Raw genomic sequence first — 26784 nt, forward strand, 5'->3', positions numbered from 1 at the left:
GGAGTGCCGCAGGAGCCGGGCGGGTTCAGGAGAGCTCCGCCGCGAGCGCTCGGCCCGCGACGCGGCCGGAGAACAGGCACCCGCCGAGGAACGTGCCCTCCAGCGCGCGGTGCCCGTGCACGCCGCCGCCGCCGAAGCCGGCCGCCTCGCCCGCGGCCCACAGCCCGGGCAGCACGGAACCGTCCTCGCGCAGGACGCGCGCCGACGCGTCGGTCCAGAGCCCGCCCAGCGTCTTGCGGGTGAGCACCGAGAGGCGCACCGCGAGCAGCGGGCCGTCCTTCGGTGTCGTGAGCGGGCGCGGGGGAGAGACCCGGATGAGGCGGTCGACGCGGTAGCGGCGCGCCATCGCGGTCGCGACGACCTGCGGGTCCTTGCCGAGCCCGGTGCGCACCTGCTCGTCGCGCAGGTGGACCAGCCGGGCCAGGACGTGCGCGTCGACGTGACCCTGCGAGCCCGGCGTCGCCGCGACCAGCGCGTTCATCCGCCCCGCCAGCTCTTCGGGCGTGTCCGCCCACACGAACTCGGGCGACTGCTCGGCGAACCGAGCGACCGGGCCCACGGCGCCCGGCAGCACCCGCTGCGCCAGCAGCCGCACGTCCTTGCCGGTGAGGTCAGGGTTCTGCTCGGACCCCGACAGCGCGAACTCGCTCTCCATGATCGCCTTGTTGAGCACGAACCAGGAGTGGTCGTCGCCGCGCTCGGTGATGTGCTGGAGCGCCCCGAGCGCGTCGAAGCCGGGGAACAGGGGCGCGGGGAGCCGGTTGCCGTCGGCGTCGAGCCACAGGGAGCTCGGGCCGGGCAGGATGCGGATGCCGTGGTCGGTCCACACCGGTGAGTGGTTGGCGATCCCCTCGGGGTAGTGCCACATGCGGTCCTCGTGCACGAGCGCCGCGCCCGCGTCGGCGGCGACGCCGATCATCAGCCCGTCCGTGGAGTCCGGCACGCCGGAGAGCATCCGCGCCGGCAGCGTCCCGGCGGTCCGTGGCCACCGCGACCGGACGAGCTCGTGGTTCGCCCCGATCCCCCCGGACGTCACGACGACCGCGGCCGCCGCGATCTCGACCTGCCCGACGACGTCCCGGGACGACGGCGCGCCGCGCTCGGCGTCGGACGGGGCGAGGACCTCGGCGCGCACGCCCGTGACCGCGCCGTCGGTCTCGACGAGGGACGTGACGCGGTGCCGGAACCGGACGTCGAGGAGGCCGGCGGCGCGCGCGTCGAGAGCGGCGCGCACGAACGGCTCGAGCACGCCGGGGCCGGTGCCCCACGTGACGTGGAAGCGCGGGACGGAGTTGCCGTGCGCACCCGGGGCCCCGCCGTCGGCGCCCGAGCGGACGGGGTAGCCGCCGCGCTCGGCCCACTGCACGAGCGGGAACCACCGCACGCCCTTGTCGTGCAGCCACGACCTCATGTCGCCTGCGGCGAAGTCGACGAACGCCCGCGCCCACGCGTACCCGTGCCGGTCCGGACCCTCGCCGCGGTCTGCTCCCGGGGCGAACTGCGCCGATCCGAGCCAGTCGTCGAACGCGAGCTCGGCCGAGTCGGTGACGCCCATGCGACGCTGCTCGGGCGACCCGACGAGGAACAGCCCGCCGAAGGACCACCACGCCTGGCCGCCGAGGCTCGCGGCCGGCTCCTGGTCGAGCAGCACGACCCGTCGCCCCGTGGCGGTGAGCTCCGTCGCGGCGACCAGGCCCGCGAGGCCAGCCCCCACGACGACCACGTCCGGGGAGCCGACGGTGCGGGAGACGACGTCGCTGTCACTCATGCGGGAAGACTAGATCACGCGGATCGACCTACGCGTGGCGGACGCCGTCGGTCGGCGGGGCGGGGGAGACGTAGACCTGCAGGCTCAGGGGCTCCAGCCCGACGACGCTGCCCGCCCGTACGCTCCCCTCGCCGTTCGTCCGGTCCCGGTCGGCCGGGTGCTCCCAGTCGGAGTCCCAGGCCAGCTCCCAGCTCTCGGGCTCGTCGCCGGCGACGGCCCGCACCCCGGGGAGCGTGACGTCCACCGGGTCGAGCGCCCCGGCGAGGACGACGAGCACGTCGCGCGCGCCGGGTCCGCCCGCCGTCCGCAGCATCTGCAGCGTGCGGACCCGGGGGTCGTGCCACGACTCGTGGTCGAGGAGCTGGCCGTCGGCGTCGAACCAGACGAGGTCCGGGACGCCCGGCACGTCCGACCCGGGCACGGGACGCCCCGTGAAGAACGTGTCCGGGCGCAGCGCCGGGTGCTCGGCGCGCAGGGCGAGCAGGTAGCGCGCGGTCGCGAGCAGGTCCTTGCGCCACGGCGACAGGTCCCACGAGACCCAGAACGCCTCGGCGTCCTGGACGTACGCGTTGTTGTTGCCGCGCTGGGTGCGACCCATCTCGTCGCCCGCGGTGAGCATGGGGGTCCCCGCCGCGAGCACGAGGGTCGCGAGCACGTTGCGGATCGAGCGACGGCGCAGGGGCGCGATCTCCACCCCGGGGGAGAGCGGGCTCGCGCCGTCGACGTCGCCCGCCGTCGCGACCGGACCCTCGAGCCCGTGGTTCCACGAGCGGTTGTCGCTCGTGCCGTCGCGGTTGTCCTCACCGTTGTCCTGGTTGTGCTTGTGGTCGTACGCCACGAGGTCCGCGAGCGTGAACCCGTCGTGCGCCGTGACGTAGTTGACCGACGCGACCGGCCCGCGCACGAGCGGCGGGTCGCCGTGGCCGAACAGGTCGGCGGAACCGGCGAGCCGTGTCGCGAGGTCGCGCACGCCGTGACCGGCGCGGCCGTGGGACGCCTCGCGCGCGTCGGCGAGCCAGAACTGCCGCACCGCGTCCCGGAACCGGTCGTTCCACTCGCCGAACGGTGGGGGGAACTGGCCGGTGCGCCACCCGCCCGGTCCCACGTCCCACGGCTCGGCCACGAGCTTGAGCCGCGACAGCACGGGGTCGGTCTGCAGCCCGACGAGGAAGGGGTGGTCGGGGTCGAACCCGTCCGGCCCGCGGCCGAGCGTCACGGCGAGGTCGAACCGGAACCCGTCGACCCCGACGACCTCGGCCCAGTACCGCAGCGAGTCGAGCGCGGCGCGCACCACGGCAGGGCGGCGGAAGTCGAGCGTGTTGCCCGTCCCCGTCACGTCGGCGAGCCGCGCGGGCGTCGTGCCGTCGTGCAGGTAGTACCCGGGGCTGTCCAGCCCGCGCCACGACAGGTGGTGACCGTCCGCGCCGCCCTCGCAGGTGTGGTTGTGGACGACGTCGAGCAGCACCTCGATCCCCGCCTCGTGCAGCAGGTGCACCGCGCCCCGCACCTCGTCGAGCACCGCTGCGGCACCCGCCTCCTGCGCCGCACGGGTGGCGTACGCGGCGTGCGGGGCGAAGAACCCCAGGGTCGAGTAGCCCCAGTAGTTGGTGCGCCCGCTCGCGAGCAGGTGCGGCTCCGGAGCGGACGCGTGGATCGGCAGCAGCTCGAGGGTCGTCACGCCGAGGGCGCGCAGGTGGTCGATCGTCACCGGGTGCGCGAGGCCTGCATACGTGCCGCGCAGGTGCTCCGGCAGGGCCTCGAGCCGACCTGTCAGCCCGCGCACGTGCGCCTCGTAGACGACCGTGTCCCGCCACGGGACGTGCGGCCGCGGCGCGAGCGGGCCGGCGGGCGGCGCGACGACCACCGAGTGCGGGACGAACGGCAGCGAGTCGCGCTCGTCCGCGGTGCCGTACGGGTCGTCGCCCGCATGGCCGCGGACGGCGGGGTCGTCGACCAGGTCGCCGACGAGGCCGCGCGCGTACGGGTCGACCAGGAGCTTCGCGGGGTTGTGCCGCAGCCCGGCGTCAGGGTCCCACGGACCGTGGACGCGGAACCCGTACCGTTGCCCCGGCCGCACGCCGGGGACGTGTCCCCGCCAGACGCCGTACGCCGGTCCTTGCAGCGCCACACGCCGTTCCGTCCACCGGTCGCCCTCCTCGGACCGGTCGACCAGGCACAGCTCGACCGCCGTCGCGTGCGCCGCGAGCACCGCGACGTCGACGCCGTCCCCGCACGGGTGGACGCCCAGCGGTGGTACCGCCGCGTGCCGGTCGGTCGGGTCCAGGTGCTGCTCGCACGCGCTCGCAGAGCCGGTCGCAGAGCCGGTCGCGGGGCCGGTCGGAGAGCCGGTCGGGGTGGCGGACGGCGTGGGGTCGGGTCGCTCGTGCACGTGTCCATTGTGGCGGGTGCCGCCGACCTGCCGGGACACGCGCCGGTACGCTTCCGTGTGCGGACGGGTGACGACACCCGGCCGCCTGCCCACCGGATGGCCCAGCACAGGGAGCGAGCTCAATGCGGATCGTCGTCGCCGTCAAGTACGTACCGGACATCCACGCCGACCGCGGGTTCGAGGGCGGGCGGGTGGTCCGCCGTCCCGAGGAGGGCACGCTCAACGAGCTCGACGAGAACGCGGTCGAGGCCGCGCTGCGCCTCGTCGAGTCGCTGCCCGACGACGAGCGCGCCGCCAGCGAGGTCGTCGTCGTGACCGTCGCGGGAGCGGCGGCCGACTCGGCCGTGCGCAAGACGTACCAGCTCGGGGTGGACCGCGGGGTGCGCGTGAGCGACGACGCGATCGCCGGCTCCGACTACTTCGGCACCGTGCGTGTGCTCGCCGCTGCCGTGCGCCGCCTCGCGGACGAGGCCCCCGTCGACCTCGTCGTGACGGGCATGGCCGCGCTCGACGGTCTCGGTTCCGTGGTGCCGACCCTCCTGTCCGCCGAGCTCGGGCTGCCCCAGCTCACCCTCGCCGGCGCGGTCGAGGTCGTGGGCGAGCCGGGTGCACGCACCGCGCGGGTCACGCGCGAGCTGGACGGCGTCGACGAGGTGCTCGAGGCTCCGCTGCCGGCCGTCGTGAGCGTGACGGACCACGCGAACGAGCCACGTTTCCCGAACTTCAAGCTCATCATGGCGGCACGCACCAAGCCGGTCGAGGCCTGGTCGCTCGCCGACCTCGGGGTGGCGCCCGGCGACGTCGGCGACGCGGCAGCCCGCTCACGGGTGCTGGCGGCCTCGCCGCGTCCGCCCCGACCCGAGGTCGAGCTCGTCGTCGACAAGGGCGAGGGCGGGCGTGCGCTCGCCGAGTACCTCATCCGCAACGAGCTGGTCTGAGAGGACGCGAGACATGAGCACCACCGACACCACCGGGCCTGCGGGCCCCACCGGCAACCGCACCGTCCTCGTCCTGCTCGACACCCCGGGGGTCGAGCTGCGCTCGCCGGTGCTCGAGCTGATCACGCTCGCGCGCCGCGTCGGGCGCGTCGAGGCCGTGGCGCTCGAGTCCCCGAGCATCGAGACCCTCGCCCAGCTCGGCGCCCACGGCGTCGAGACCGTCCGTCAGGCCGAGCTCTCCGCCGACGGCCACGGGGTCGCCGGCGACGTGACGCACCTGACCCCCGTCCTGGCCGAGGCCCTCGCGGCCGCGGCGCGCGGGAGCGACGCGGACGTCGTCCTGCTGACGTCGTCCTTCCCGAACAAGGAGGCGGCCGCGCGGCTCGCGTTCCTCGCCGGTGCCGGCCTGGTCGTCGACGCGACCGGGCTCGACATCGCCGACGCGTCCGGCGAGGGGGACGCCGCGGGCGTCGTCGTCGCGGACAAGAGCGTCTTCGCGGGGTCCTGGGACGTGCGCAGCGCGGTGACGACGGACCTCGCGGTCGTCGTGGTCCGGGCGAACTCCGTGCTGCCCGAGCCGGTCGCCGAGGCCGTCAAGACCGACGTCGTCGGGTTCGCGGTCGAGCTGTCCGCCGGCGCCACGGCGACGCGCGTCGTGTCTCGCACGGTGCGCGAGTCGTCGTCGAGCGGGCGACCCGCGCTCGGGGAGGCGGCGGTCGTCGTGACGGGCGGCCGCGGGACCAACGGCGACTTCGCGCCCGTGGTCGAGCTGGCCGAGGCGCTCGGCGCGGCGGTGGGTGCGACGCGCGACGCGGTCTACGAGGGCTGGCACGACCAGTTCGTCGGGCAGACCGGGGTCACGGTCGCGCCGCGGCTGTATGTCGGCGCAGGCGTCTCCGGCGCGCCCCACCACCGGGGTGGGATGCAGGCGTCGCAGGTGATCGTGGCCGTGAACAGCGACCCGGAGTGCCCGCTGTTCGAGATCTCCGACTTCGCCGTGGTCGGCGACCTCGCCGACGTGCTGCCGCAGGCTGCCGCCGTGATCCGGGAGCACCGCGAGTCCCAGGGCTGAGGGCCTGTGGCTCAGAGGCCGAGCTGCTCGAGCCACGCGACCGCCGCGACGCCCTGTGCACGCTGGAACCTGCGCAGGTCGGCGATCGTCGGCGGCTCCGGCCGTCGTGCCGCGTTGAGGAAGTAGCCGGCGAGGCCGGCGACCACGGCGCGCAGGTCCGCCGGGTGCACGTCGCGGCCGAGCGGGTGGGCCTCGAAGGTCGCGGCCGCCCAGGCGCCTCCGCGCGCACGGTGGCCGGGGTCGGTCCGGACCGTCACGGGGTCGACCACGTCCGTGACCCCCTGCATGACGACGCTCGGGAGGAACATCGCGAGGTCGAGCCACTGCGCGCCCCGCGACGCGTAGGGCCAGTCGACGAGCTGCACGGTCGTCGGGGTGAGGAGCACGTTGTCGGCGCGCAGGTCCCCGTGGACGAACGACTCTCCCTCGCACGCGACCAGGGCGCCGCGCTCCGCCTCGACGAGGTCGTGGACGTGGGCCGCCGCCCACGGGCTGACGGCGGACAGCCGCGGGTCGCGGTCTCCGCGCAGCGCGCGCCAGCCGGTCGCCTGCTCGGCGAAGTCCGGGCCCGTGGGCGGCAGGCGGAGCTCGCGCGCGCCCGGTACCGACGCGAGGTCGGTGAGCGTCGCGAGCACGCGGTCGAGCTCGTCGGGGTCCCAGGGCGTGCGCGGGGTGCTCCCCGCGACGGCGTCGAACGCGAGCACGATCCAGTCCCCGTCCCCGTGGCCCCAGGCGAACCGGGGGGCCGAGATCTCCTGCGGGAGGCGCGCGGCGATGCGTCCCTCGGTCCGGTGCAGGTCGGCCGTCGCCGGCTCGTCCGCCGTCCTGACGGCCTTGACGAACAGCTGCTGCGCGTCGTCGAACGTCAGGACCGACGCCATGCCCGGGCTGAAGCCGGTGGCGCGCGAGGACTCGCCGACGACCCGTGCCCCGGCGGTCGCCTCGAGCTCCTCGCGCAGGCCGGACGGGAGGTCGCTCCAGCGCAGGCGTGCGCCGCCGGAGGCCGGTGGCGCGTCGTCGGTCACGTCAACTGCGGAGGACATGACGTCGTCGAGCATGTCGTCGGGCATCGAGATGCCATCTCCCGGTTCAGGAGTCTCGTCGGAGCACGGAGTCTGGTCGAGCGTCTGGTTCGTGGGCACAGACCTTGTCAATGTAGTCCGCGGCCGCAGCATGTCCAGTGGCGGTCCGTTCCGTGGACGCGCCGGTGCCCTGCGCTCCGTAGACTGGTCGATCGTGACCACCACTCCCGGTGCGGCGTACCTCGACCACGCCGCGACGACGCCCCTGTCGCCCGCCGCGTCCGCGGCGTTCGTCGAGGAGCTCTCGCGCACGGGCAACCCGTCCTCCCTGCACGCGGCGGGACGGGCTGCGCGCCGCACCGTCGAGGAGGCTCGTGAGTCCGTCGCGGCGTCGCTCGGCGCGCGGCCCAGCGAGGTCGTCTTCACCGCCGGCGGCACCGAGGCCGACAACCTGGCGATCAAGGGGCTCTTCTGGGGCCGACGGACGACCGACCCGCGCCGGCGGCGGATCGTGGTCTCCGCCGTCGAGCACCACGCCGTGCTGGACCCAGCGTTCTGGATGGCGGAGCACGCGGGTGCCGAGATCGTGCTCCTGCCCGTCGACGAGGTCGGCCGGGTCGACCTCGAGGCGTTGCGGACCGAGATCGCCCAGCACGCGGAGGAGATCGCGCTGATCTCCGTGATGTGGGCGAACAACGAGGTCGGCACGCTGCAGCCGGTGGAGGACGTCGTCCGGCTCGCTCGGCCCCACGGCATCCCCGTGCACTCCGACGCCGTCCAGGCCGTCGGGCAGGTTCCCGTCGACTTCGCCGCCAGCGGGCTCGACGCGATGACCGTCTCGGGCCACAAGCTCGGGGGGCCCGTGGGCGTCGGAGCGCTCGTCGCGCGCCGCGACGCTCCGCTCACCCCGGTGCTGCACGGCGGGGGGCAGGAGCGCGGGGTGCGGTCGGGCACGCTCGACACGCCCGCGATCCGCGCGTTCGGGGTCGCCGTCACCGAGGCCGTGGCCGACCGGGCAGGACGGGCCGGACGGTTCGCCGCGCTGCGCGACGAGCTCGTCGCCGGCGTGCAGCGCCTCGTGCCCGAGGCCGTCCTGTCCGGTCCCGTGCCCGGGCCGGGACGGCTGCCGGGCAACGCGCACTTCACGTTCCACGGTGCCGAGGGCGACTCGCTGCTCTACCTCCTCGACTCGGTGGGGGTGCAGGCCTCGACCGGGTCGGCGTGCCAGGCCGGCGTGCCGCAGCCCTCCCACGTCCTGCTCGCCATGGGGGTGGGCGAGACGGACGCGCGCGGCGCACTCCGGTTCTCCCTCGGGGCGACCTCGACGCCCGACGACGTCGCCCGTCTCCTCGACGTGCTCCCCGCCGTCGTGGGCCGGGCACAGGCGGCGGGACTCGCGTCGTCGGGCGGGCACGTGTCCGCGGGCGGCGTGCGGCGGACCGCGGCGGCCGGGGGTGCGGCATGAGGGTCCTGGCCGCCATGTCCGGCGGGGTCGACTCGGCGGTCGCCGCGGCGCTCGCCGTGGACGCGGGCCACGACGTCGTCGGCGTGCACATGGCCCTGTCGCGCAACCGTGACCAGTTCCGCACCGGTTCGCGCGGCTGCTGCTCGATCGAGGACGCGGGCGACGCGCGCCGCGCGGCGGACGTCCTCGGTATCCCGTACTACGTGTGGGACCTGTCCGAGCGGTTCGAGGACACCGTCGTCGCGGACTTCCTCGCCGAGTACGAGGCGGGCCGCACGCCCAACCCGTGCGTGCGCTGCAACGAGCACATCAAGTTCGAGGCGCTGCTGGACAAGGCGACCGCCCTGGGGTTCGACGCCGTCGCGACCGGTCACTACGCGCGCGTCGTGACCGGCGCGGTCCCCGAGCTGCACCGCTCGCCGAACGACGCGAAGGACCAGTCCTACGTCCTGGCGGTCATGGGCCCGGAGCGGCTCGCCCGGGCGATGTTCCCGCTCGGCGGGTTCGCGACCAAGGACGAGGTGCGCGCCGAGGCCGCGCGGCGCGGACTCTCGGTCTCCGCGAAGCCCGACTCGTACGACATCTGCTTCGTGGCCGACGGTGACACGCAGGGGTTCCTGCGCGAGCGGCTGGGCTCCCGACCGGGCGAGGTCGTCGACGCCGACGGACGAGTGCTCGGCGAGCACGAGGGCGCCTACGCCTACACCGTCGGCCAGCGCAAGGGGCTCGGGATCGACCGTCCCGCACCCGACGGGCGGCCCCGGTACGTCCTGGACGTCCAGCCGACCACGAACCGGGTGGTCGTCGGACCCGCCGAGCTGCTGAGCGTCGACCGGGTCGAGGCCGGTGGTGCGCTGTGGTTCGACGGCGTGCTCGAGGGTCCCGGCGCGCGTGCGCGCCCGGGCGAGGTGTTCGACGCCGAGGTGCAGGTCCGCGCCCACGGCGCGCCGGTCCCCGCGCGGGTCCGGGCCACGACGGCTGCGGCGGGGGGGAGCGCGATGGAGGTCGAGCTGACCGGCACGCCGCTGCGCGGCGTCGCGGCGGGCCAGTCGCTCGTCGTGTACGCGGGGACGCGCGTGCTCGGGCAGGGGACCGTGGACCGGGCCTACCGCGCGAGCGCCGGGGCGGTCTCGTGAACGAGCGCGCGCAGCAGCGCCGCCTCGTCGCGCACGCACCAGTGCTCCGCCTCGTGCCCGTCCGCGAACCGCAGCATGTGCATCTCCCGCACGACGACGCGCCGACCCGTGGGCGGGACGCCGTGGAAGTAGCCGGTGTGCCGCGCGCTCGTCTCCAGGTGCAGCGCGACGACGTCGCCCTCCGCGACGGCGTGCAGCACCCGCACGCGCTGGTCCTCGAACGCGTCGCCGAAGACGTGCATCCGCGCCAGGAGGGTCGACGCGCCGTCGGCGCCCGGCCGGCAGTCGCTGCCGAACGCCCCGTCGTGGCTGACGAAGCCCGGGGCGAGGAACGCCGCGAGCGTCCCCGCGTGACCTCCCGGCAACGCCTGCGTGTGGACGGCGACCGCCGTCGCCTTGTTCTCTCTCGTTCCCATGTCGTCCTCGTCCGTGAGCGCCGGGCACCCCACCAGACCCCCTCGTGCCACCAGGAGAGAGGGCACCGGACCAGGGTTCGTGACGACCGAGCGGGTCGACACCTGGACGCCGGCGCCCCGGCGCCCCTCGCACGGGACGGGGCCGGGCGATGACCGCCGTCAGCGGGCGCGGCCCGTGGCCCGGGACCGCGGGCGTCCTGGACGCCCAGCTCACCGTGCTCGGCGACCTCGCGGAGCTGCCCACGGGCGTCGACGCGGTGCCCTTCCTGGTGCAGCTGGCCGGTCGTGGGCCGGGGGCCGACCCCGTGGGCCGCACGGCCGCGACGATGTCCGGGCCGCCGGTGGAGCTGGGGGTGCACGGCTGGAAGATCGCCGACCACGCGGGCGCCGACCTGCGCCGTGCCCGCGCGCTGCTGCACGAGGACCTCGAGTCACTGGCCGTCGCCGGTCTCGGGTACACCGGACCGCTGGCCGTGAGCGTGCTCGGTCCGTGGACGCTCGCCGCCGAGCTCTACCTCGCGCGCGGCGACCGGGTGCTGTCCGACCGCGGCGCGGTGCGCGACCTGGTGGCGGCGCTCGCGGACGCCGTCGCCGAGCACGTCGCCGAGGTCCGCCGCAGGGTCGGGGGTGCGGACGTCGTCGTGCAGCTCGACGAGCCGCTGCTCGCCCAGGTCGGTGCGGGCGTGCTGCCCACGTTCTCCGGCTACTCGCGGCTGCGCGCGGTCGCAGGGCCGGACCTGGTGGAAGGGCTGCAGACCGTGCTCGACGCGGCTCGTGCCGCCGACGCGCGCAGCGTCGTCCACGTCGGGTCGTCGCGGGGCGCGGTCGAGCCGGTCGTCGGCGCGGGTGCCGACGCCGTCGGGCTGGATCTCGGGACGTGGGACGAGGCGACCTGGGAGACGATCGCGCGTGCCGTCGAGCGGGGTGCGCGGCTCTGGGCGGGACTGCCGCCCGCGCGCGTGTCGCAGTGCGCCGGTCCGGCCCTGGGCGAGCTCGCGGACCTCGTGAGCGTCGGGTGGCGACGCGTCGGGCTGCCCGCCGGGCGGCTCGACGAGGTCACGGTCGTCGGGGCGTCGAGCCGTGGCCGGCGGGGTCCGGGCGGGGGCGTGGCCGGGACCCCGGACGCGCACCGCGCCCTGCTCGCCAACCTGGGCCGGGTCGCCGCGGTCCTGGCGGAGCGGGCGCACGCCTGACCCGGCGTGTCGGGCGGATATCGGCGCGATGACGGTCGTGTGACGGACCTCGACCGGTGCGTGGCCGGCTCGGCGTGGTCGTCGTCGGCACCCGCCGAGGGTGCGTAGGCTTGGTCCTCGACGAGCAGCTCCGGTCGGCCCTGCGACCGGTCCCGCGACCTGTGCTGCTGCCGGAGACCGACGACACCGAAGGAGCTCGATGCCCGCCCTGCGAGCCGTGCTGTTCGACCTGGACGGCGTGCTGACCCCCACCGCGGAGCTGCACATGCGTGCCTGGGAGCGGCTGTTCGCGCCCTTCTGCGCGGTGCGCGGACTGACGCCCTACTCGGGCGCGGACTACTTCGCCCACATCGACGGCAAGCCGCGCTACGACGGCGTCGCGACGTTCCTGGCCTCACGCGGCGTCGAGCTGGCGTGGGGCGACGCGGCCGACGAGCCCGGCGAGGGCACGGTCTGCGCGCTCGGCAACCGCAAGGACGTCATCGTCAACGCCATGTTCACCGAGGAGGGCATCGCGCCCTACCCCGGGTCCGTGCGGTTCCTGGACGACGTGACCGCGGCGGGCGCCGAGGTCGCCGTCGTGTCGTCGTCGCGCAACACGCCGACGGTGCTGGCCGCTGCCGGGCTGGCCGACCGGTTCGCGGTCGTCGTCGACGGCAACGTCGCTGCCCGAGAGGGTCTGGCGGGCAAGCCGGATCCCGCCACCTACCTGCGTGCGGCCGAGCTCGTCGGCGTGCCGGCCGCGCGGTGCGTCGTCGTCGAGGACGCGCTCTCGGGCGTGCAGGCGGGCAGCGCCGGTGCGTTCGGCCTCGTCCTGGGCGTGGACCGCGGCGTGGGCGCGGACGCCCTGCGCGAGCACGGCGCCGACGTCGTGGTCGCCGACCTCGCCGAGCTCCGGGCCGACGTGCTCGACCGCCCGGCGCGCGTGACGGGGGCGGACGCGTGAGCCACCGCACCCGGGACGAGCGCCGCACCGTCGACCGGCTGCGCTTCCCGGCCGAGCCGTGGCGGCTCGTCGAGTCGCGCTTCTCCGACGAGGACCTCGGGGTCACCGAGACGTTGTTCGCCGTCGCCAACGGCTACCTCGGCATGCGCGGCAACGTCGAGGAGGGTCGCGAGTCCCACACGCACGGCACGTTCGTCAACGGTTTCCACGAGACGTGGCCGATCCACCACGCGGAGGAGGCGTACGGCTTCGCGCGCGTCGGCCAGACGATCGTCAACGTCCCTGACGCCAAGGTGATCCGTCTCTACGTCGACGACGAACCGCTCCTGCTCCCCGTCGCGGACCTCGACGAGTACGAGCGCGCGCTCGACATGCGCGACGGCGTGCTGCGTCGTGAGCTGCTCTGGCAGACGCCGTCGGGCAAGCGGGTCCGGGTGCGTTCGGAGCGCATGGTCTCGTTCGTCGAGCGGCACCTCGCGATCATGACGTTCGAGGTGACCCTCCTCGACGAGGGCGCACCCGTCGCGATCTCGTCCCAGATCCTCAACCGGCAGGACGGCGAGGACGAGTACCACGTGCGCGCGGCGTCGCTGGGCGAGGGGTTCGACCCGCGCAAGACGACCGAGTTCGCCGGCCGGGTGCTCGACCCGCAGACCCACTGGGGCGACGACGAGCGGCTCGTCCTGACGTACCGGGCGGTGAACTCGGGCATGACGCTCGCCGTGGCGGCGGACGACCTGCTGGAGACCGAGAACGAGTGGGGGGTGCGCACGCAGGTCGACGACGACCTCGCCAAGCACGTGTTCCGCGTCGACGCGCAGCCGGGCAAGCCGATCCGGCTGACCAAGGTCGTGACCTACCACACGTCGCGCGGCGTGCCGTGCCGTGAGCTCGTGGACCGCTGCCGGCGCACGCTCGACCGTGTCCGGGAGAACGGGACGGTCGTCGAGCGCGAGCGGCAGCGGGCATGGCTCGACGACTTCTGGGCGCGGTCGGACGTCGAGGTCGTGGGCCGCCCGGAGATCCAGCAGGCGGTGCGCTGGAACATCTTCCAGCTCGCCCAGGCGACGGCACGGGCGGAGGGCAGCGGCGTCCCCGCGAAGGGGCTGACGGGGTCCGGGTACAGCGGGCACTACTTCTGGGACATGGAGATCTACGTCCTGCCGTTCCTGACGTACACGAACCCGCGCTACGCGCGCAACGCGCTGCGGTTCCGCTACCAGATGCTCGACGCCGCCCGGCGCCGCGCGCACGACCTCTCCGCCCAGGGCGCGCTGTTCCCGTGGCGCACCATCAACGGCGAGGAGGCGTCCGCCTACTACGCGGCGGGCACGGCGCAGTTCCACATCGACGCCGACATCGCCTTCGCGCTCGTGCAGTACGCGCGGGCCACGGGTGACGTCGACTTCATGCGGACGGAGGGCGTGGACGTCCTCGTCGAGACGGCGCGGATGTGGGAGGACCTGGGGTTCTGGCGCGCGAACGGCAACGACAGCTTCCACATCCACGGCGTCACCGGGCCGGACGAGTACACGACCGTCGTGGACGACAACCTGTTCACGAACGTCATGGCGCGCTTCAACCTGCGGGCCGCGGTGTTCGTCGTCGAGTCGATGCGCGAGGACTTCCCCGCTGACTACGACCGGATGGTCGAGCGGCTGAACCTGCGGTCGACCGAGGTCCAGGAGTGGACGCGCGCCGCGGACCACATGTGGATCCCCTACGCCGAGCACATCGGCATCCACCCCCAGGACTCGCACTTCCTCGAGCACGAGATCTGGGACCTCGCGAACACGCCGTCCACCAAGCGACCGCTCCTGCTGCACTACCACCCGCTCGTCATCTACCGCTACCAGGTGATCAAGCAGGCGGACGTCGTGCTCGCGCTCTTCCTCCAGGGCCAGCACTTCACGGCGGAGGAGAAGCTGGCGGACTTCGAGTACTACGACCCCCTGACGACGGGTGACTCGACGCTGTCTGCCGTCGTGCAGTCGATCGTCGCCTCCGAGGTCGGGTACCAGGAGCTCGCGCTCGACTACTTCGAGTCCTCGCTCTACGTCGACCTCGCGAACCTGCACGACAACGCGTCCGACGGCGTGCACGTGGCGTCCGCGGGCGGGACGTGGACGGCCCTCGTGGCGGGCTTCGGCGGGATGCGCGACCACGACGGTCACCTCGTGTTCGACCCGCGGCTCCCGCTGGGCTGGGATGCCCTGACCTTCCGTCTCACGTGGCACGGGACGCGGCTGCGCGTGACGGTCCGGCGCGACGAGCTCGAGCTCGCGGTCGAGGAGGGGGACGGCACCCAGGTCTCGGTACGCGGCGAGCACGTTTCGGTCCGGCCGGGGGAGCCCACGCTGGTCCCCCTCGACGGGCAGGGCCCGGTGCGTTCGGGTCGTCCGGGACTGCGCGCGCTCTCCGGCAACCGGCGTGAGGACGGGACCCTGATCCTGGCCACGGTGCCCAAGTCCTGACGCCGGGCCCCGCACCGGCCCTCGCGGGCGCCGTCCTCAGGCGAGCCGCTCGGCGAGGAACCGGTAGTGGATCGCCGCCATGTGCGCGGCCTGGGCGTTGTTGGCGGCACCGCCGTGGCCGCCCTCGATGTTCTCGTAGTAGCTGACGTCCTTGCCGGCGGCGAGCATCGCCGCGGCGAGCTTGCGCGCGTGACCGGGGTGCACGCGGTCGTCCTTGGTCGACGTCGTGAACAGCACCGGCGGGTAGGTGCGGTCCGCGTCGAACAGGTGGTACGGCGAGAACGTGCGGATGAACTCCCACTGGTCGGGGTCGTCCGGGTCGCCGTACTCCGCGGCCCAGGACGCCCCGGCGAGCAGTTTCGTGTAACGGCGCATGTCGAGCAGCGGCACGCCGACGATCACCGCGGCGAACAGGTCGGGGTACTGCGTGAGCATGTTGCCTGCGAGCAGGCCACCGTTGGACCGCCCCTCCATGCCGAGGTGCTCGTGCGTGGTGATGCCGCGCGCCACGAGATCACGCGCGACGGCCGCGAAGTCCTCGAACGCCCGGTGCCGGTTCGCCTTGAGCGCCGCCTGGTGCCACGCCGGGCCGTACTCGCCCCCACCACGGATGTTCGCGACGACGTACGCGCCACCGTGCGCGAGCCATCCGCGCCCGAGCGTGCCCGAGTACGACGGGGTCAGCGAGATCTCGAACCCGCCGTACCCGTAGAGCAGCGTCGGCGCGCTGCCGGTGCCCGCGACGAGGTCGGAGCGGCCGACGACGAAGTACGGGACGCGCGTGCCGTCGTCGGACACCGCGAAGTGCTGGGCGACGGTCATGTCCTGCGCGTCGAAGAACGCCGGGTTGGACTTGAGCTCCTCGGGTGCTCCGGCCTCGCCCGGGCCGGCCCCGAGGGGGAGGAGGGACAGGGTCGTGGGGGTGAGGTAGTCGGTCGTGACGAGCCACAGGTCGTCCGTCTCGACCGGGTCGACGGCGCCGACCGCGACTGTGCCGAGCGGAGGCAGCCCGTCGAGCGCGGTGCGGGTCCACGCCGTGCCCGACGCCGCGTGGCCGCCGTCGACGGCGACCGGCGGGGTGAGCACGTGGAGCCGGTTCTTGACGTCCTCGAGCACGTTGAGCACGAGGTGGTGCCGGGTCCAGGTGGCGCCGGCGAGCGAGGTCGACGGCGTCGGCTCGAAGAGCACGGTGAGGTCGCGCTCGCCCGCGAGGAACGCGTCGAACGAGGTGGCGAGGAGCGACCCGCCCCGGTAGGTGCGGCCACCCGCGGCCCAGTCCTCCCGCAGCTCGACGAGCAGCCACTCGCGGCGTACGCCGACCTCGGCGGAGTCGGGGACGTCGATCCTGGTCAGTCGCTGCTCGGGGGTGCCGGCGTGCTCGGCGAGGTAGAGCTCGTCCGAGTAGAAGGCCTTGGACCGGTGGACGAAGTCGCGCTCGAAGCCGGGTGTGTGCGAGCGCCACGCCGAGATGTACATGTCCTCGTCGGTCCCCTCGTACACCGGCACGGCGTCGGCCAGGGGCGTCCCACGGCGCCACGTCTTCACGATGCGCGGGTAGCCCGCCGGGGTCAGGGTGCCCTCGCCGAAGTCGGTGAAGACGTAGACGGTGTCGGCGTCGACCCAGCCGAGCGAGCCCTTGGCCCGGGGGCGGTGGAAGCCGCCGTCGTCGGGCTCGACGAACCGCTTGTCCACGAGGTCGAACTCGCGCGTCACGTCGGCGTCGGACCCGCCGGGGGAGAGCTCGACGAGCGCGTGCCGCCACGGTTCGCCCGCGGCGAGCTGCGTCGGCGTCGGGCGCAGCACGCTCGCGCCGTGCCAGACCCAGCTCTCGCCCTCCTCGGCCGCGAGCGCGTCGAGGTCGAGGACGGTCTCCCAGTCGGGGGCGTCGCTGCGGTAGGAGGCGAGCGTCGTGCGTCGCCACAGGCCACGCTCGTGCCCGGCGTCGCGCCAGAAGTTGTAGTAGTGCTCGCCGATCTTCGAGACCTCGGGGATCTTCGCGTCGGAGTCGAGGACCTCGCGGATCGCGGCTTCCGTGCCGGCGAAGGCGGGCGCGGCCTCGAGGGTGTCGGCGACCTCCGCGTTGCGGGCACGCACCCAGGCGAGGGCCTCCTCGCCCTCCACGTCCTCGAGCCACAGGTAGGGGTCCGAGCCGTCGGCGGCGGACGTGGCGAGGTCGGTCACGTGCTCGGCAGTCATGAGACCCCACCTTACGGCGAGGTCGCAGCGCCGGGGCCACGGAGCCGTGCACCGCGCGGTGACGGCCGGCAGCGGCCGGTGGCTTCGGTCGCGGTCGGGGGGAGGACACGTCCGGTGAGGGGCACGGCGCGTGTCGGCGGTTCGCGCGATGATGTGCGGGTGACCGAGAGCACCGACGCAACCACCGACCCGAACCCCGAGCTCGACGAGGCGGCGGCACAGCGCCGCTGGGCCGAGCTCGTCGCCCGGGTCGAGGCCGACCAGCGCGCGTACTACGAGCAGGACCAGCCGGTGTCCTCCGACGCCGAGTACGACGCGCGCATGCACGAGCTCCAGGCGCTCGAGGCCGCGCACCCCGCCCTCGTGACCCCCGAGTCGCCGACGCAGCGTGTCGGTGGTCGTGCGGCCGCAGGGTTCGCGACAGTCGAGCACCTCGAGCGCATGCTCTCCCTCGACAACGCGTTCAGCGAGGAGGACCTCGCGGCCTGGGCCGCGCGCGTGCACCGGGACCTCGGTGTGCCCGCCGACGCCGGCGTCGAGTACCTGTGCGAGGTGAAGATCGACGGGCTCGCGATCGCGCTGCTCTACGAGAAGGGTCGTCTCGTGCGAGCGGCGACGCGCGGCGACGGCCGGGCGGGGGAGGACGTGACCGCGAACGTGCGGACGATCGGGTCGATCCCGCAGCGGCTCGGCGGGGATCCGTCGACGCACCCGGACGTCATCGAGATCCGCGGCGAGGTGTTCCTCGGGGTCGTGGACTTCGCGGCGCTCAACGAGAAGCTCGTCGCCTCCGGGCAGGACCCCTACGCCAACCCCCGCAACACCGCCGCCGGGTCGCTGCGGCAGAAGGACCCGACCGTCACGGCGAGCCGCAACCTGCGCATGTACGCGCACGGCGTCGGCGCGCTGCAGTGGGACGTGGGCGAGCACGCGGACCTCGAGCGGCAGTCGGCCGCGTACGCGCTGTTCGAGCAGTGGGGCGTGCCGGTCTCGCCGCACACGCGCGTGGTGGCCGGGCTCGACGAGGTCATGGAGCGGATCGCCTACTTCGGCGAGCACCGGCACGACATCGAGCACGAGCTCGACGGCATCGTCGTCAAGGTCGACGAGCTCGCGCTCCAGCGTCGTCTCGGTGCGACGAGCCGTGCCCCGCGCTGGGCGATCGCCTACAAGTACCCGCCCGAGGAGGTCAACACGCGCCTCCTCGCGATCCAGGTCGGGGTCGGGCGCACGGGGCGGGCCACGCCGTACGCCGTCATGGAGCCCGTGAAGGTCGCGGGATCGACCGTGCGGCAGGCGACGCTGCACAACCAGGACGTCGTGCGGGTCAAGGGCGTGCGCATCGGGGACGTGGTCGTGCTGCGCAAGGCGGGCGACGTCATCCCCGAGATCCTCGGTCCCGTCGCCGCTCTCGCGGACGACGGGTACCCGCGCGAAGACTTCGTCATGCCCGCCGACTGCCCCGAGTGCGGGACGCCGCTGCGTCCCATGAAGGAGGGCGACGTCGACCTGCGCTGCCCCAACGCCGAGTCGTGCCCCGCCCAGGTGCGCGGGCGCGTCGAGCACATCGGCTCGCGCGGCGGTCTCGACATCGAGGTGCTCGGCGAGGTCACCGCCGCGGCGCTCACCCAGCCGTACGAGCCCGCGGAACCGCCCCTGCGCACGGAGAAGGACCTCTTCGGGCTCACGGTCGAGCAGCTCGCCCCGATCCGCGTCGTCGTCCGGGACCCCGAGACCGGCCTGCCGCGGCCGAGCGACGGCAGGGGCGAGTCGGTCGAGGTCACCATGTCGGACGGCTCGACGACGAGAGCGAAGGTCGCCCGGCCCTTCCAGAAGGTCGTCAGCCGCACCTACCCGCCGGGCTACGAGGACGCGACGCCCGCCGGGCGTCGCGCGGCCGGCGTCCGCAAGGACTTCCCGGTGTACGGGCCCTCCACCACGGCCCAGACCCTCGTCTCCGAGCTGCGGCTCGCGAAGACCAAGGACCTGTGGCGCATCCTCGTGAGCCTCAACATCCGCCACGTCGGCCCGGTCGCGGCCCGGGCGCTCGCCGACTGGTTCGGATCGCTCGTCGCCATCCGGGAAGCGTCGCGTGACGAGCTCGCAGCGGTCGAGGGCGTCGGCCCGGTCATCGCCGACGAGGTGCTGGCGTGGTTCGACCGGGAGAAGTTCCCGTGGCACCTGGAGATCGTCGAGACCTGGGCGGCCGACGGAGTCCGGTTCGAGATCCCGGGACATCCCGGCCCGGGCAGGGCCGAAGCGCCGTCGGGTCCGCTGGACGGGCTGACGGTCGTGGTGACCGGTGGCCTCGAGGGCTTCACGCGCGACGGCGCCAAGGAGGCGGTCGTCGAGCGCGGCGGCAAGTCGGCGGGATCGGTCTCCAAGAAGACGGACTACGTCGTCGTCGGCGAGAACGCGGGGTCGAAGGAGACCAAGGCGCGCGACCTCGGGCTGCCGATCCTCGACGAGGCGGGATTCGTCGCGCTGCTCGAGGGCGGCCCCGATGCCGTGGCGCACCTCGTCGGCGTCGCCGACGAGGAGGCGGCACCGGACGCGGACGTCTGAGAACGGCGGACGGCGGGCGCCTACGATGCGTAGATGCCTGCATCGACCCCCGCCGTGCCGCGTCTGCGTGGCGCTCACCTCGTCGGCTCCGTGAACCTGCCCACCGCCCGCGAGACGTTGCAGACCGTCGGGAACCACCTCGGCGAGCACCTGCGGCGCATCCCCGACGGTGAGGTCGGCGAGCGCTTCCACTGGGTCCTGTTCCAGGGAGAGCGCTTCTCCGCGGTGGACGGGCTCTCCAGGGTCCCGGGCGACCCGTTCCTCGTCGCGGGCTTCGACGTGCGGCCGCACGTCGTGGACGGCGAGGTGTCGCCGACGGAGCTGCGCTTCGGCCCGCTCGGCTACGCGGAGGCGGCCGCGACGTCGTACGCGAGCTTCGTGGCGCTGCGCGAGGAGGGCGTCATCCCGGACGGGACCCGGTTCCAGGTCTGCCTGCCGTCGCCGCTCGCGGCGGTGACGACGTTCGTCGCCCCGCAGGACCGCGCCGCCGTCCACCCGGCGTACGAGGCCGCGCTCGTGCGCGAGATCGACGCGATCGTCGCGTCGGTCCCCGCGCAGGACCTGGCGATCCAGGTCGACCTCGCCACCGAGTTCGCCGTCGTCGAGGGGGCCGAACTCGGTGGGGGAGCGGCCCGGGCCTGGTTCGACCGCGGCGCCGGTGGCGACGAGGAGGTCGTGGAGGGCTGCGCCCGGCGTGCGGCCGTGGTGGCGGGCGCCGTCCCGGACGGGGTCGAGCTCGGGTTCCACCTCTGCTACGGCGACGTGGCCGAGAAGCACTTCGTCGAACCTGCGGACGCGGCCAACCTCGTGCGGATGGCGAACGCGCTCGTGCGGCACGTGGACCGCCCCGTCTCGTGGTTCCACCTGCCCGTACCGATCGAGCGCGACGACCCGGGCTTCCTGGCGCCGCTCGCAGGCCTCGAGATCGACGACGCGACCGAGCTCTACCTCGGCGTCGTGCACCACGAGGACGGCGTCGAGGGGGCGGTGCGCCGCCTCGCGGCGGCGGTCCCGGTCCTGGGCGACCGCACCGTCGGGGTCGCGACCGAGTGCGGGTTCGGCCGCGGGCCGAGCGAGCGGACGGCCGCGTTGCTCGACCTGCACGGCGCGGTGCTCGCCGCAGGTGCCGGCGAGGCGATGGGCTAGCCGAGCGGTCCGCGGACGGCTACCGGGCCGCCCACAGGAGCCCGCGCTCGACGATCGTGCGGACCGAAGGGTTCTCGAGGTCGGCGAGCTGGTGGCCGGTGGTGCTGACGAAGACCTTGCCTGCTCCCCAGCGGCGCGTCCACACCGCCGGCACCACGACGGGCTCGAGCCACGGATCGCCCTCCTGCGGCTCGATGGCGGTCGTGGCCAGGACGTCGCTGTAGGAGTCGGTCAGCACCCAGTACTGCTCCGAGCGCAGCGTGATCGGCCCGAGCCCGGCCACGATCGGGTGGTCGGCACGCTCCGGGACGACCTCTACGGTGTGGTCGACGAGGTCGTGCGCGTGCGCGGCGAACTGGCCGCCGACCATCTGCAGGTAGTCCGTCGCGAGCCGGAACGAGTCCACGACGCCGCCGTGCCAGCCGGCGAAGCCGGTGCCGTTGGCGACCGCGGTACGTAGCCCCCGGATCTCGTCCGGCAGGATCTCGCCCATCGTCCAGCACTGGACCACGAGGTCGATGCCCGCCATGAACGACGTGTCCGCATACGACTCGAGCGAGCCGTCGAGCGTCACGTCGAACCCGGACGACTCCAGGAACGGCACGAACAGTTCCGCGGCCTCGTCGGGTGCGTGCCCGGGCCAACCGCCCCGGACGACGAGAGCTCGCCGGTCCTGCTCGGTCATAGATCCTCCTTGTGCTCCGTCACACGCTTCATCTCACGCACGTCGCCCGCTGTGCGGCAACGGGTACGAGGCTAGCCCTCACACGATCAGGGCGTCGATAGCCTGAGGCGACAGGACGTGGTCGATCGCCATCGCGCTGGCACCGAGCACACCCGCCTGTCCGCGGGCCTGGGAGGCCACGATCCGCAGGTGCTGCGTCGACAACGGCAGGGAGCGCTGGTAGACGACCTCGCGGATGCCGGCGATCAGGTGCTCGCCGGCCTCGGCGACGATCCCGCCGATCACGATGAGCGACGGGTTGAGGATGCTCACGCACGCGGCGAGGACGGAGCCGATGTCGCGGCCTGCCTGGCGGACGGCCTGGCTGGCGTGCAGGTCTCCCGAGCGCACGAGGGCTACCACGTCCCCGCTGGTGGAGGCGCTGAGCCCCCGGGCCTCGAGCGTGGTCGCGACGGCGAGGCCGCTGGCGACGGCCTCGAGGCAGCCGACGTTGCCGCACCGGCACGGGACGTCGCCCGCGTTCGGGACCGCGATGTGACCGATGTCGCCGGCGGCGCCCTGGGCGCCGCGGCGCAGGTCACCGTCGGCGATGATGCCCGAGCCGATACCGGTCGCGACCTTCACGAAGAGCATGTCGGTGACGTCCGGCCAGGCCGTGCGGTGCTCACCGAGCGCCATGATGTTGACGTCGTTGTCGACGAGCACGGCCGCGCGGAAGTGCCTGTTCAGTATCGCGGGGACGTCCACGTCGTCCCAGGCCGGCATGATCGGCGGGTTGATCGGGCGGCCGCTCGAGTGCTCGACGGGTCCGGGCAGACCCACCCCGACGCTCGCCAGCTCGTCCGGGGAGCGGCCGGCCTTCTCGATGAGCTGCATGCCGTTCTCCGCGACCCACCCGAGCACGACGTCGGGACCTTCGGCGATGGACAGCGTCGCGTCCGTCTCGGCGAGCACGTTGGAGGCGAGATCCGTGACGGCGAGCCGTGCGTGCGTCGCGCCGAGGTCGACGGCGAGGACGATCCTGGCCGCGGGGTTGAACGCGAACGTGGCCGGTGGTCGGCCGCCGGTCGAGCTCGCCTCTCCCGCGGGGGCGATGAGACCGGAGCTCATGAGGAGGTCGATCCGGGCGGCGATCGTGGACCGTGCCTGACCGGTGATGGACGCGAGGTCCGCGCGCGTGCGGGGATGGCCGTCACGGAGCAGCTGGAACATGTCCCCGGCGCCCGTGGGCCGGGGCGCGAACTTCAGCAGTTCCTCCATGGGCACAGTGAATCACGTCGTCTCTCGTCGAGCGCCCGTATCTTAGTGACGGGACGGCATCTTTTGCTGGGTTAGCGACAAAAGGTACCGTAGTTCGGGTCCCCAGGTCGAGAGCGGCGTGGCGAAAGGTCGTCCGGGGTGCGAGGAGCCTCGTCGTCGCGGTGCCCGAGACGTCGCCGACGGAGTGAACCGAGACGGACGCTGGTGCTCCGTCGCGGCGCTCGATCGGTCGCCCGGGGCACTTCTGATAGTCACGATGAGGTAACAGGGCAAAAGATGCAGATCTTATGATTGACGCCCGTCAAAAGGTCGGCTAGGTTCGCTCCATGGTCACCGCAGACCCCTCTCAGCCGCTCCTGCAGATGCAGGGCATCGTCAAGGTCTTCCCCGGCGCACGAGCCCTCGACGGCGTCGATCTCGAGATCCTCCCCGGGGAGGTCCACTGCCTCCTCGGCCAGAACGGAGCCGGGAAGTCCACGCTCATCAAGGTCCTCGCCGGCGCGCACCAACCGACGGAGGGGCGCATCCTCCTCGACGGGGAGCCCATCAAGATCACCGACCCGGTCGCCGCGCTGGGCCACGGGGTCGCGACCATGTATCAGGAGCTCGACGTCGTCGACGGACTCACCGTCGCGGAGAACATCTTCCTCGGGCACGAGCTGGCCACGGCCGGCTTCTCGCAGCGGCGCGAGGCGGTCCGGCGCACGCGCGACATCCTGCGCCGGCTGGGCCACTCCGAGATCTCGCCGAACCAGGAGGTCGGGCGGCTGTCCGCTGCCGGCAAGCAGATGGTCTCGATGGCGCGGGCGCTGTCGCACGACGCGCGCGTCATCGTCATGGACGAGCCGTCCGCGGTGCTCGACTCGGAGGAGGTCAAGAACCTCTTCCGCGTCGTCGAGGAGCTGACGTCGGCCGGCATCGCGGTCGTCTACATCTCGCACCGCCTGGAGGAGATCAGGGAGATCGGCGACCGCATCACGGTGCTCAAGGACGGTCGCACGGTCGGGCAGAACCTCCCCGTCTCCGAGACGTCCACCCAGGAGCTCATCACGCTGATGACCGGCCGCTCGGTGGAGTACGTCTTCCCCGAGACGGGCGACTCCGTGACCGACTCGCCCGTCGTGCTCGACGTGCAGGGCCTCTCGCTGCGCGGCGTGTTCGTCGAGATGGACGTGACGGTCCGGGCCGGAGAGATCGTGGGCCTCGCCGGCCTCGTCGGCTCAGGCCGGTCCGAGATCCTCGAGACCATCTACGGCGCACGCAAGGCGAACACCGGCAGCGTGCGCGTCGACGGGAAGAAGCTGCGCGCGGGCTCGGTCTCCGCCGCGGTCGGCGCCGGCATCGGGCTCGCCCCCGAGGAACGCAAGAGCCAGGGCCTCCTGCTCGACGAGCCGGTCTACCGCAACGTGACGCTCTCGACGTTCGCCCGCTTCGCGAAGGCGGGGTTCCTCGACGAGCGTGCCGAGCGCGCTGCGGCGCTGGAGCAGGCGAGATCCCTGGACCTCCGGCCGACCGGCGTCGACCGCGACATCCGTACCCTGTCCGGCGGCAACCAGCAGAAGGCGATGCTCGCCCGGTGGCTGGTCCACGGCTGCCGCGTCCTGCTCCTCGACGAGCCGACGCGTGGCGTCGACGTGGGGGCCAGAGCCGAGATCTACGCCCTCATCCGGCGTCTTGCCGACGAGGGCGCCGCCGTCGTCGTCGTCTCCAGCGAGATCCCCGAAGTCCTCGGCCTCGCCGACCGCGTCCTCGTCGTCTCCGAGGGCCGTGTCGTGCACGAGGGGCCATCGAGCTCGATCGACGAGCACCAGGTGCTCGACATGGTCATGGAAGGAAGTGTCGCGTGAGCGAGCAGAAGACGTCGGGCACCGCGCCGGCGAACGATCCGGTGGAAGCCGAGTCCACCCGCGTCGAGAAGCAGGACGCCGCAGGGGGCCGTCGTGGCGGGCTCCTGTCCGGATCCGTCGGACGGAACCTGGGCCTGGTCGTCGCGCTGATCGCACTGGCGGTCGTCGGCTACGCGACCGCAGGTTCGAGATTCGCGAGCGTCGACAACCTCATGGTCATCCTCTCGCTGGCGTCGGTCATCGGCGTGGTGAGCATCGGCATGACGTTCGTCATCACGGCGGGCGGCATCGACCTGTCCGTCGGTTCCGTCCTGGGGCTCGCGTCCGTGTGGGCGACGACCCTCGCCACGCAGAACCTGGCCGACCAGTACGGCTGGATCATCATGGTCGTCTGCGCGCTCGGCGTCGGCCTCGGGGCCGGCCTCGTCAACGGCGTCCTCATCGCCTACGGCCGGGTCGTCGCGTTCATCGCGACCCTCGCGATGCTCGTCGCGGCCCGCGGCCTCGCCGAGCTCATCGCGAACCGACGTACGCAGATCGTCGACGTCGACTCGTTCTCCGACACCTTCCGGGGCGACCTGCTCGGTGTCCCGAAGATCGTGTGGATCTTCGTGGTCGTGGCCGTGGCCGGCTGGTTCCTGCTCAACCGGACCACGTTCGGTCGACGCACCGTCGCGGTCGGGGGGAACCCGGAGGCGGCCCGGCTCGCGGGCATCAAGGTCAAGCGGCACGTCATGTACCTCTACGCCCTGTGCGGACTGACCGCGGGCATCGCCGGGGCCATGATGCTCGCACGGACCACGGCCGGTGCGTCGACGAACGGCCTGCTCTACGAGCTCGACGCGATCGCGGCCGTCGTCGTCGGCGGCACGCTCCTCGCGGGGGGCCGCGGCACCATCGTCGGCACCGTCCTGGGCGTCCTCATCTTCGCGACGCTCACCAACCTGTTCATCCAGAACAACCTCGACAGCTCGGTCCAGTCCATCGCCAAGGGCGCGATCATCATCGTCGCCGTGCTGCTCCAGCAGCGCATCAGCTCACGGTCCTCGAGCGGCTGACATCAGTCCGACCCCAACCCAACAAACCCAGCAGGGCATCGTCGAAGGAGATCTCATGTCCGTCCGCACCACCATGCGCCGCCGTCTCGCGGTCGCGACCGTCACCGCCGCGTCTCTCGCGCTCGTCGCCTCGGCGTGCACGTCGAACACGCCCACCGAGACCGAGTCCGAGGGGGACGGCGGAGGCGGCGGCGGGAACACCGCCGTGTCCGACAACGACGCCCCGGGCGACGAGGTCGTCATCGGCTTCTCGGCACCCGCGGCCGACCACGGCTGGATGGGCGCCATCACGAGCGCCGCGCAGGCCGAGGCCGACGAGTACGAGGACGTGACGCTCCGTGTCGCCGAGGGGACGAACGACGTCAACGTCCAGATCAGCCAGATCCAGGGCTTCATCAACGACGAGGTCGACGTGATCGTGCTCCTGCCGTTCGACGGCGCTGCGCTCACCGAGATCGCGACCGAGGCGATGGACGCCGGCATCCCGGTCATCAACGTCGACCGCGAGTTCTCGAGCCCGTTCGCCGCGCGCGCCACGATCCTCGGGGACAACTACGGCATGGGCGTGAGCGCCGGCACCTACATCTGCGGCGAGCTCGGTGACCAGCCCGACGCGGTCATCGCCGAGATCCAGGGCATCGCGTCGCTGCCGCTGACGCAGGACCGCAGCCAGGGCTTCGCCGACGCGCTCTCCGACTGCGGTCTCGAGGTCGCGAACCAGGTCGCCGCGGACTTCACCGTCCAGGGCGGCGAGTCGGCGACGTCGAGCCTGCTGCAGGCGGAGCCGGAGATCGACGCCATCTGGAACCACGACGACGACCAGGGTGTGGGCGTCCTCGCGGCGATCGAGAACGCCGGCCGCGACGAGTTCTTCATGGTCGGCGGCGCCGGCTCGAAGCAGGTCATGGAGCAGATCCAGGAGGGAGACTCGGTCCTGCAGGCGACCGTCGTCTACCCCTCCACGCAGGCCGCCGACGGCATCAAGCTCGCCCGGCTCGTGGCGCACGAGAAGAGCATGAGCGACCTCGCGTCGTCGGGCGTGCCCCGCACGATCCAGCTCTTCGCTCCCGTCGTCACCGCCGACAACGTCGACCAGTACATCGACACCGCGTTCGAGTCCTGACAGACGGCCGGCGCGCCTGCGGGCGCGCCGGCCCGGCAGAGCACCGCACGTCACGGCCGCGCGAACGGCCACCGAGGCCGCGCGC

At 73.3% G+C, this 26784-nt stretch carries 19 protein-coding genes; 12 read left to right on the plus strand and 7 right to left on the minus strand.

Features of this window, described 5'->3' with window-relative positions; genetic code table 11:
• Nucleotides 1-25: 25 nt before the first annotated feature.
• Together IF651_RS13855 and glgX are read right to left on the minus strand one after the other, a co-directional pair.
• Complete coding sequence (locus IF651_RS13855; protein WP_191829714.1) at nucleotides 26-1768, minus strand: FAD-binding dehydrogenase; 1743 nt, start codon at nucleotides 1766-1768, stop codon at nucleotides 26-28.
• A 28-nt stretch (nucleotides 1769-1796) separates the two neighbouring features.
• Nucleotides 1797-4052 carry a glycogen debranching protein GlgX gene (gene glgX / locus IF651_RS13860; protein WP_191829759.1) on the minus strand — a complete coding sequence of 752 codons (2256 nt, stop codon included), beginning with the start codon at nucleotides 4050-4052 and terminating at the stop codon, nucleotides 1797-1799.
• A 227-nt stretch (nucleotides 4053-4279) separates the two neighbouring features.
• Between glgX and IF651_RS13865 the strand changes: the two genes are divergently transcribed.
• Complete coding sequence (locus IF651_RS13865) at nucleotides 4280-5095, plus strand: electron transfer flavoprotein subunit beta/FixA family protein (RefSeq protein ID WP_191829715.1); 816 nt, start codon at nucleotides 4280-4282, stop codon at nucleotides 5093-5095.
• A 13-nt stretch (nucleotides 5096-5108) separates the two neighbouring features.
• Complete coding sequence (locus IF651_RS13870; protein ID WP_191829716.1) at nucleotides 5109-6167, plus strand: electron transfer flavoprotein subunit alpha/FixB family protein; 1059 nt, start codon at nucleotides 5109-5111, stop codon at nucleotides 6165-6167.
• Between the two features lie 11 nt (nucleotides 6168-6178).
• Here IF651_RS13870 and IF651_RS13875 read toward each other — a convergent pair whose 3' ends face one another.
• Nucleotides 6179-7309 carry a phosphotransferase gene (locus IF651_RS13875; RefSeq protein WP_191829717.1) on the minus strand — a complete coding sequence of 377 codons (1131 nt, stop codon included), beginning with the start codon at nucleotides 7307-7309 and terminating at the stop codon, nucleotides 6179-6181.
• A gap of 94 nt (nucleotides 7310-7403) precedes the next feature.
• On the opposite strand from IF651_RS13875, the gene IF651_RS13880 reads away from it, so the two are divergent.
• Both IF651_RS13880 and mnmA read left to right on the plus strand, forming a co-directional pair.
• Entirely contained in the window at nucleotides 7404-8654 is a 1251-nt protein-coding gene (locus IF651_RS13880; RefSeq protein WP_422110492.1) for a cysteine desulfurase family protein, read from the plus strand.
• Nucleotides 8651-9790 carry a tRNA 2-thiouridine(34) synthase MnmA gene (gene mnmA, locus IF651_RS13885; protein ID WP_191829719.1) on the plus strand — a complete coding sequence of 380 codons (1140 nt, stop codon included), beginning with the start codon at nucleotides 8651-8653 and terminating at the stop codon, nucleotides 9788-9790. The genes IF651_RS13880 and mnmA overlap by 4 nt, the downstream gene beginning before the upstream one ends.
• Here the strand turns inward: mnmA and IF651_RS13890 are convergent.
• A complete protein-coding gene (locus tag IF651_RS13890; RefSeq protein ID WP_191829720.1) occupies nucleotides 9760-10206 on the minus strand; it encodes an ester cyclase in 447 nt (148 codons plus the stop codon). The genes mnmA and IF651_RS13890 overlap by 31 nt on opposite strands.
• Nucleotides 10207-10355: 149 nt before the next feature.
• Here IF651_RS13890 and IF651_RS13895 point away from each other — a divergent pair, with 149 nt between their 5' ends.
• From IF651_RS13895 to IF651_RS13905, 3 genes are all read left to right on the plus strand, one after another.
• A complete protein-coding gene (locus tag IF651_RS13895) occupies nucleotides 10356-11399 on the plus strand; it encodes a uroporphyrinogen decarboxylase/cobalamine-independent methonine synthase family protein (protein WP_191829721.1) in 1044 nt (347 codons plus the stop codon).
• Nucleotides 11400-11598: 199 nt separating this feature from the next.
• Nucleotides 11599-12345 (plus strand): HAD family hydrolase, encoded by a 747-nt coding sequence (locus tag IF651_RS13900; RefSeq protein ID WP_191829722.1) that lies wholly within the window; start codon nucleotides 11599-11601, stop codon nucleotides 12343-12345.
• Entirely contained in the window at nucleotides 12342-14819 is a 2478-nt protein-coding gene (locus IF651_RS13905) for a glycosyl hydrolase family 65 domain-containing protein (RefSeq protein WP_191829723.1), read from the plus strand. The genes IF651_RS13900 and IF651_RS13905 overlap by 4 nt, the downstream gene beginning before the upstream one ends.
• Nucleotides 14820-14855: 36 nt before the next feature.
• On the opposite strand, the gene IF651_RS13910 is transcribed toward IF651_RS13905, so the two are convergent.
• Nucleotides 14856-17015: a prolyl oligopeptidase family serine peptidase gene (locus IF651_RS13910; protein ID WP_191829724.1), complete on the minus strand. Its 2160-nt coding sequence runs from the start codon at nucleotides 17013-17015 to the stop codon at nucleotides 14856-14858.
• 159 nt (nucleotides 17016-17174) lie between these two features.
• Between IF651_RS13910 and ligA the strand changes: the two genes are divergently transcribed.
• Together ligA and IF651_RS13920 are read left to right on the plus strand one after the other, a co-directional pair.
• Nucleotides 17175-19580: an NAD-dependent DNA ligase LigA gene (gene ligA, locus IF651_RS13915; protein ID WP_191829725.1), complete on the plus strand. Its 2406-nt coding sequence runs from the start codon at nucleotides 17175-17177 to the stop codon at nucleotides 19578-19580.
• A gap of 33 nt (nucleotides 19581-19613) precedes the next feature.
• Nucleotides 19614-20726: a uroporphyrinogen decarboxylase/cobalamine-independent methonine synthase family protein gene (locus tag IF651_RS13920; protein ID WP_191829726.1), complete on the plus strand. Its 1113-nt coding sequence runs from the start codon at nucleotides 19614-19616 to the stop codon at nucleotides 20724-20726.
• Between the two features lie 19 nt (nucleotides 20727-20745).
• Here IF651_RS13920 and IF651_RS13925 read toward each other — a convergent pair whose 3' ends face one another.
• Nucleotides 20746-21411 carry a ThuA domain-containing protein gene (locus IF651_RS13925; protein ID WP_191829727.1) on the minus strand — a complete coding sequence of 222 codons (666 nt, stop codon included), beginning with the start codon at nucleotides 21409-21411 and terminating at the stop codon, nucleotides 20746-20748.
• A 78-nt stretch (nucleotides 21412-21489) separates the two neighbouring features.
• Nucleotides 21490-22671, minus strand: a complete 1182-nt coding sequence (locus IF651_RS13930; RefSeq protein ID WP_191829728.1) for an ROK family transcriptional regulator — start codon at nucleotides 22669-22671, stop codon at nucleotides 21490-21492.
• Between the two features lie 326 nt (nucleotides 22672-22997).
• On the opposite strand from IF651_RS13930, the gene IF651_RS13935 reads away from it, so the two are divergent.
• From IF651_RS13935 to IF651_RS13945, 3 genes are read left to right on the plus strand one after another with little or no spacing between them, the layout of a single operon-like run.
• On the plus strand, nucleotides 22998-24518 hold the full coding sequence (locus IF651_RS13935) for a sugar ABC transporter ATP-binding protein (protein ID WP_191829729.1): 1521 nt from the start codon (nucleotides 22998-23000) through the stop codon (nucleotides 24516-24518).
• Entirely contained in the window at nucleotides 24515-25576 is a 1062-nt protein-coding gene (locus tag IF651_RS13940; protein WP_191829730.1) for an ABC transporter permease, read from the plus strand. Before IF651_RS13935 ends, IF651_RS13940 begins: the two co-directional genes overlap by 4 nt.
• A 55-nt stretch (nucleotides 25577-25631) precedes the next feature.
• Nucleotides 25632-26699: a substrate-binding domain-containing protein gene (locus IF651_RS13945; RefSeq protein ID WP_191829731.1), complete on the plus strand. Its 1068-nt coding sequence runs from the start codon at nucleotides 25632-25634 to the stop codon at nucleotides 26697-26699.
• The last annotated feature ends 85 nt before the right edge of the window (nucleotides 26700-26784 follow it).

Source organism: Cellulosimicrobium arenosum (assembly GCF_014837295.1).
In the GTDB taxonomy this organism is placed as follows: Bacteria; Actinomycetota; Actinomycetes; order Actinomycetales; family Cellulomonadaceae; genus Cellulosimicrobium; species Cellulosimicrobium arenosum.

Bases quoted from the DNA above. Each gene is read 5' to 3' on its own strand.
- IF651_RS13855 (WP_191829714.1), bottom strand. From the start codon at position 1,768: ATGAGTGACAGCGACGTCGTCTCCCGCACCGTCGGCTCCCCGGACGTG.
- IF651_RS13865 (WP_191829715.1), top strand. From the start codon at position 4,280: ATGCGGATCGTCGTCGCCGTCAAGTACGTACCGGACATCCACGCCGAC.
- IF651_RS13870 (WP_191829716.1), top strand. From the start codon at position 5,109: ATGAGCACCACCGACACCACCGGGCCTGCGGGCCCCACCGGCAACCGC.
- mnmA (WP_191829719.1), top strand. From the start codon at position 8,651: ATGAGGGTCCTGGCCGCCATGTCCGGCGGGGTCGACTCGGCGGTCGCC.
- IF651_RS13890 (WP_191829720.1), bottom strand. From the start codon at position 10,206: ATGGGAACGAGAGAGAACAAGGCGACGGCGGTCGCCGTCCACACGCAG.
- IF651_RS13895 (WP_191829721.1), top strand. From the start codon at position 10,356: ATGACCGCCGTCAGCGGGCGCGGCCCGTGGCCCGGGACCGCGGGCGTC.
- IF651_RS13900 (WP_191829722.1), top strand. From the start codon at position 11,599: ATGCCCGCCCTGCGAGCCGTGCTGTTCGACCTGGACGGCGTGCTGACC.
- IF651_RS13910 (WP_191829724.1), bottom strand. From the start codon at position 17,015: ATGACTGCCGAGCACGTGACCGACCTCGCCACGTCCGCCGCCGACGGC.
- IF651_RS13920 (WP_191829726.1), top strand. From the start codon at position 19,614: ATGCCTGCATCGACCCCCGCCGTGCCGCGTCTGCGTGGCGCTCACCTC.
- IF651_RS13925 (WP_191829727.1), bottom strand. From the start codon at position 21,411: ATGACCGAGCAGGACCGGCGAGCTCTCGTCGTCCGGGGCGGTTGGCCC.
- IF651_RS13930 (WP_191829728.1), bottom strand. From the start codon at position 22,671: ATGGAGGAACTGCTGAAGTTCGCGCCCCGGCCCACGGGCGCCGGGGAC.
- IF651_RS13935 (WP_191829729.1), top strand. From the start codon at position 22,998: ATGGTCACCGCAGACCCCTCTCAGCCGCTCCTGCAGATGCAGGGCATC.
- IF651_RS13945 (WP_191829731.1), top strand. From the start codon at position 25,632: ATGTCCGTCCGCACCACCATGCGCCGCCGTCTCGCGGTCGCGACCGTC.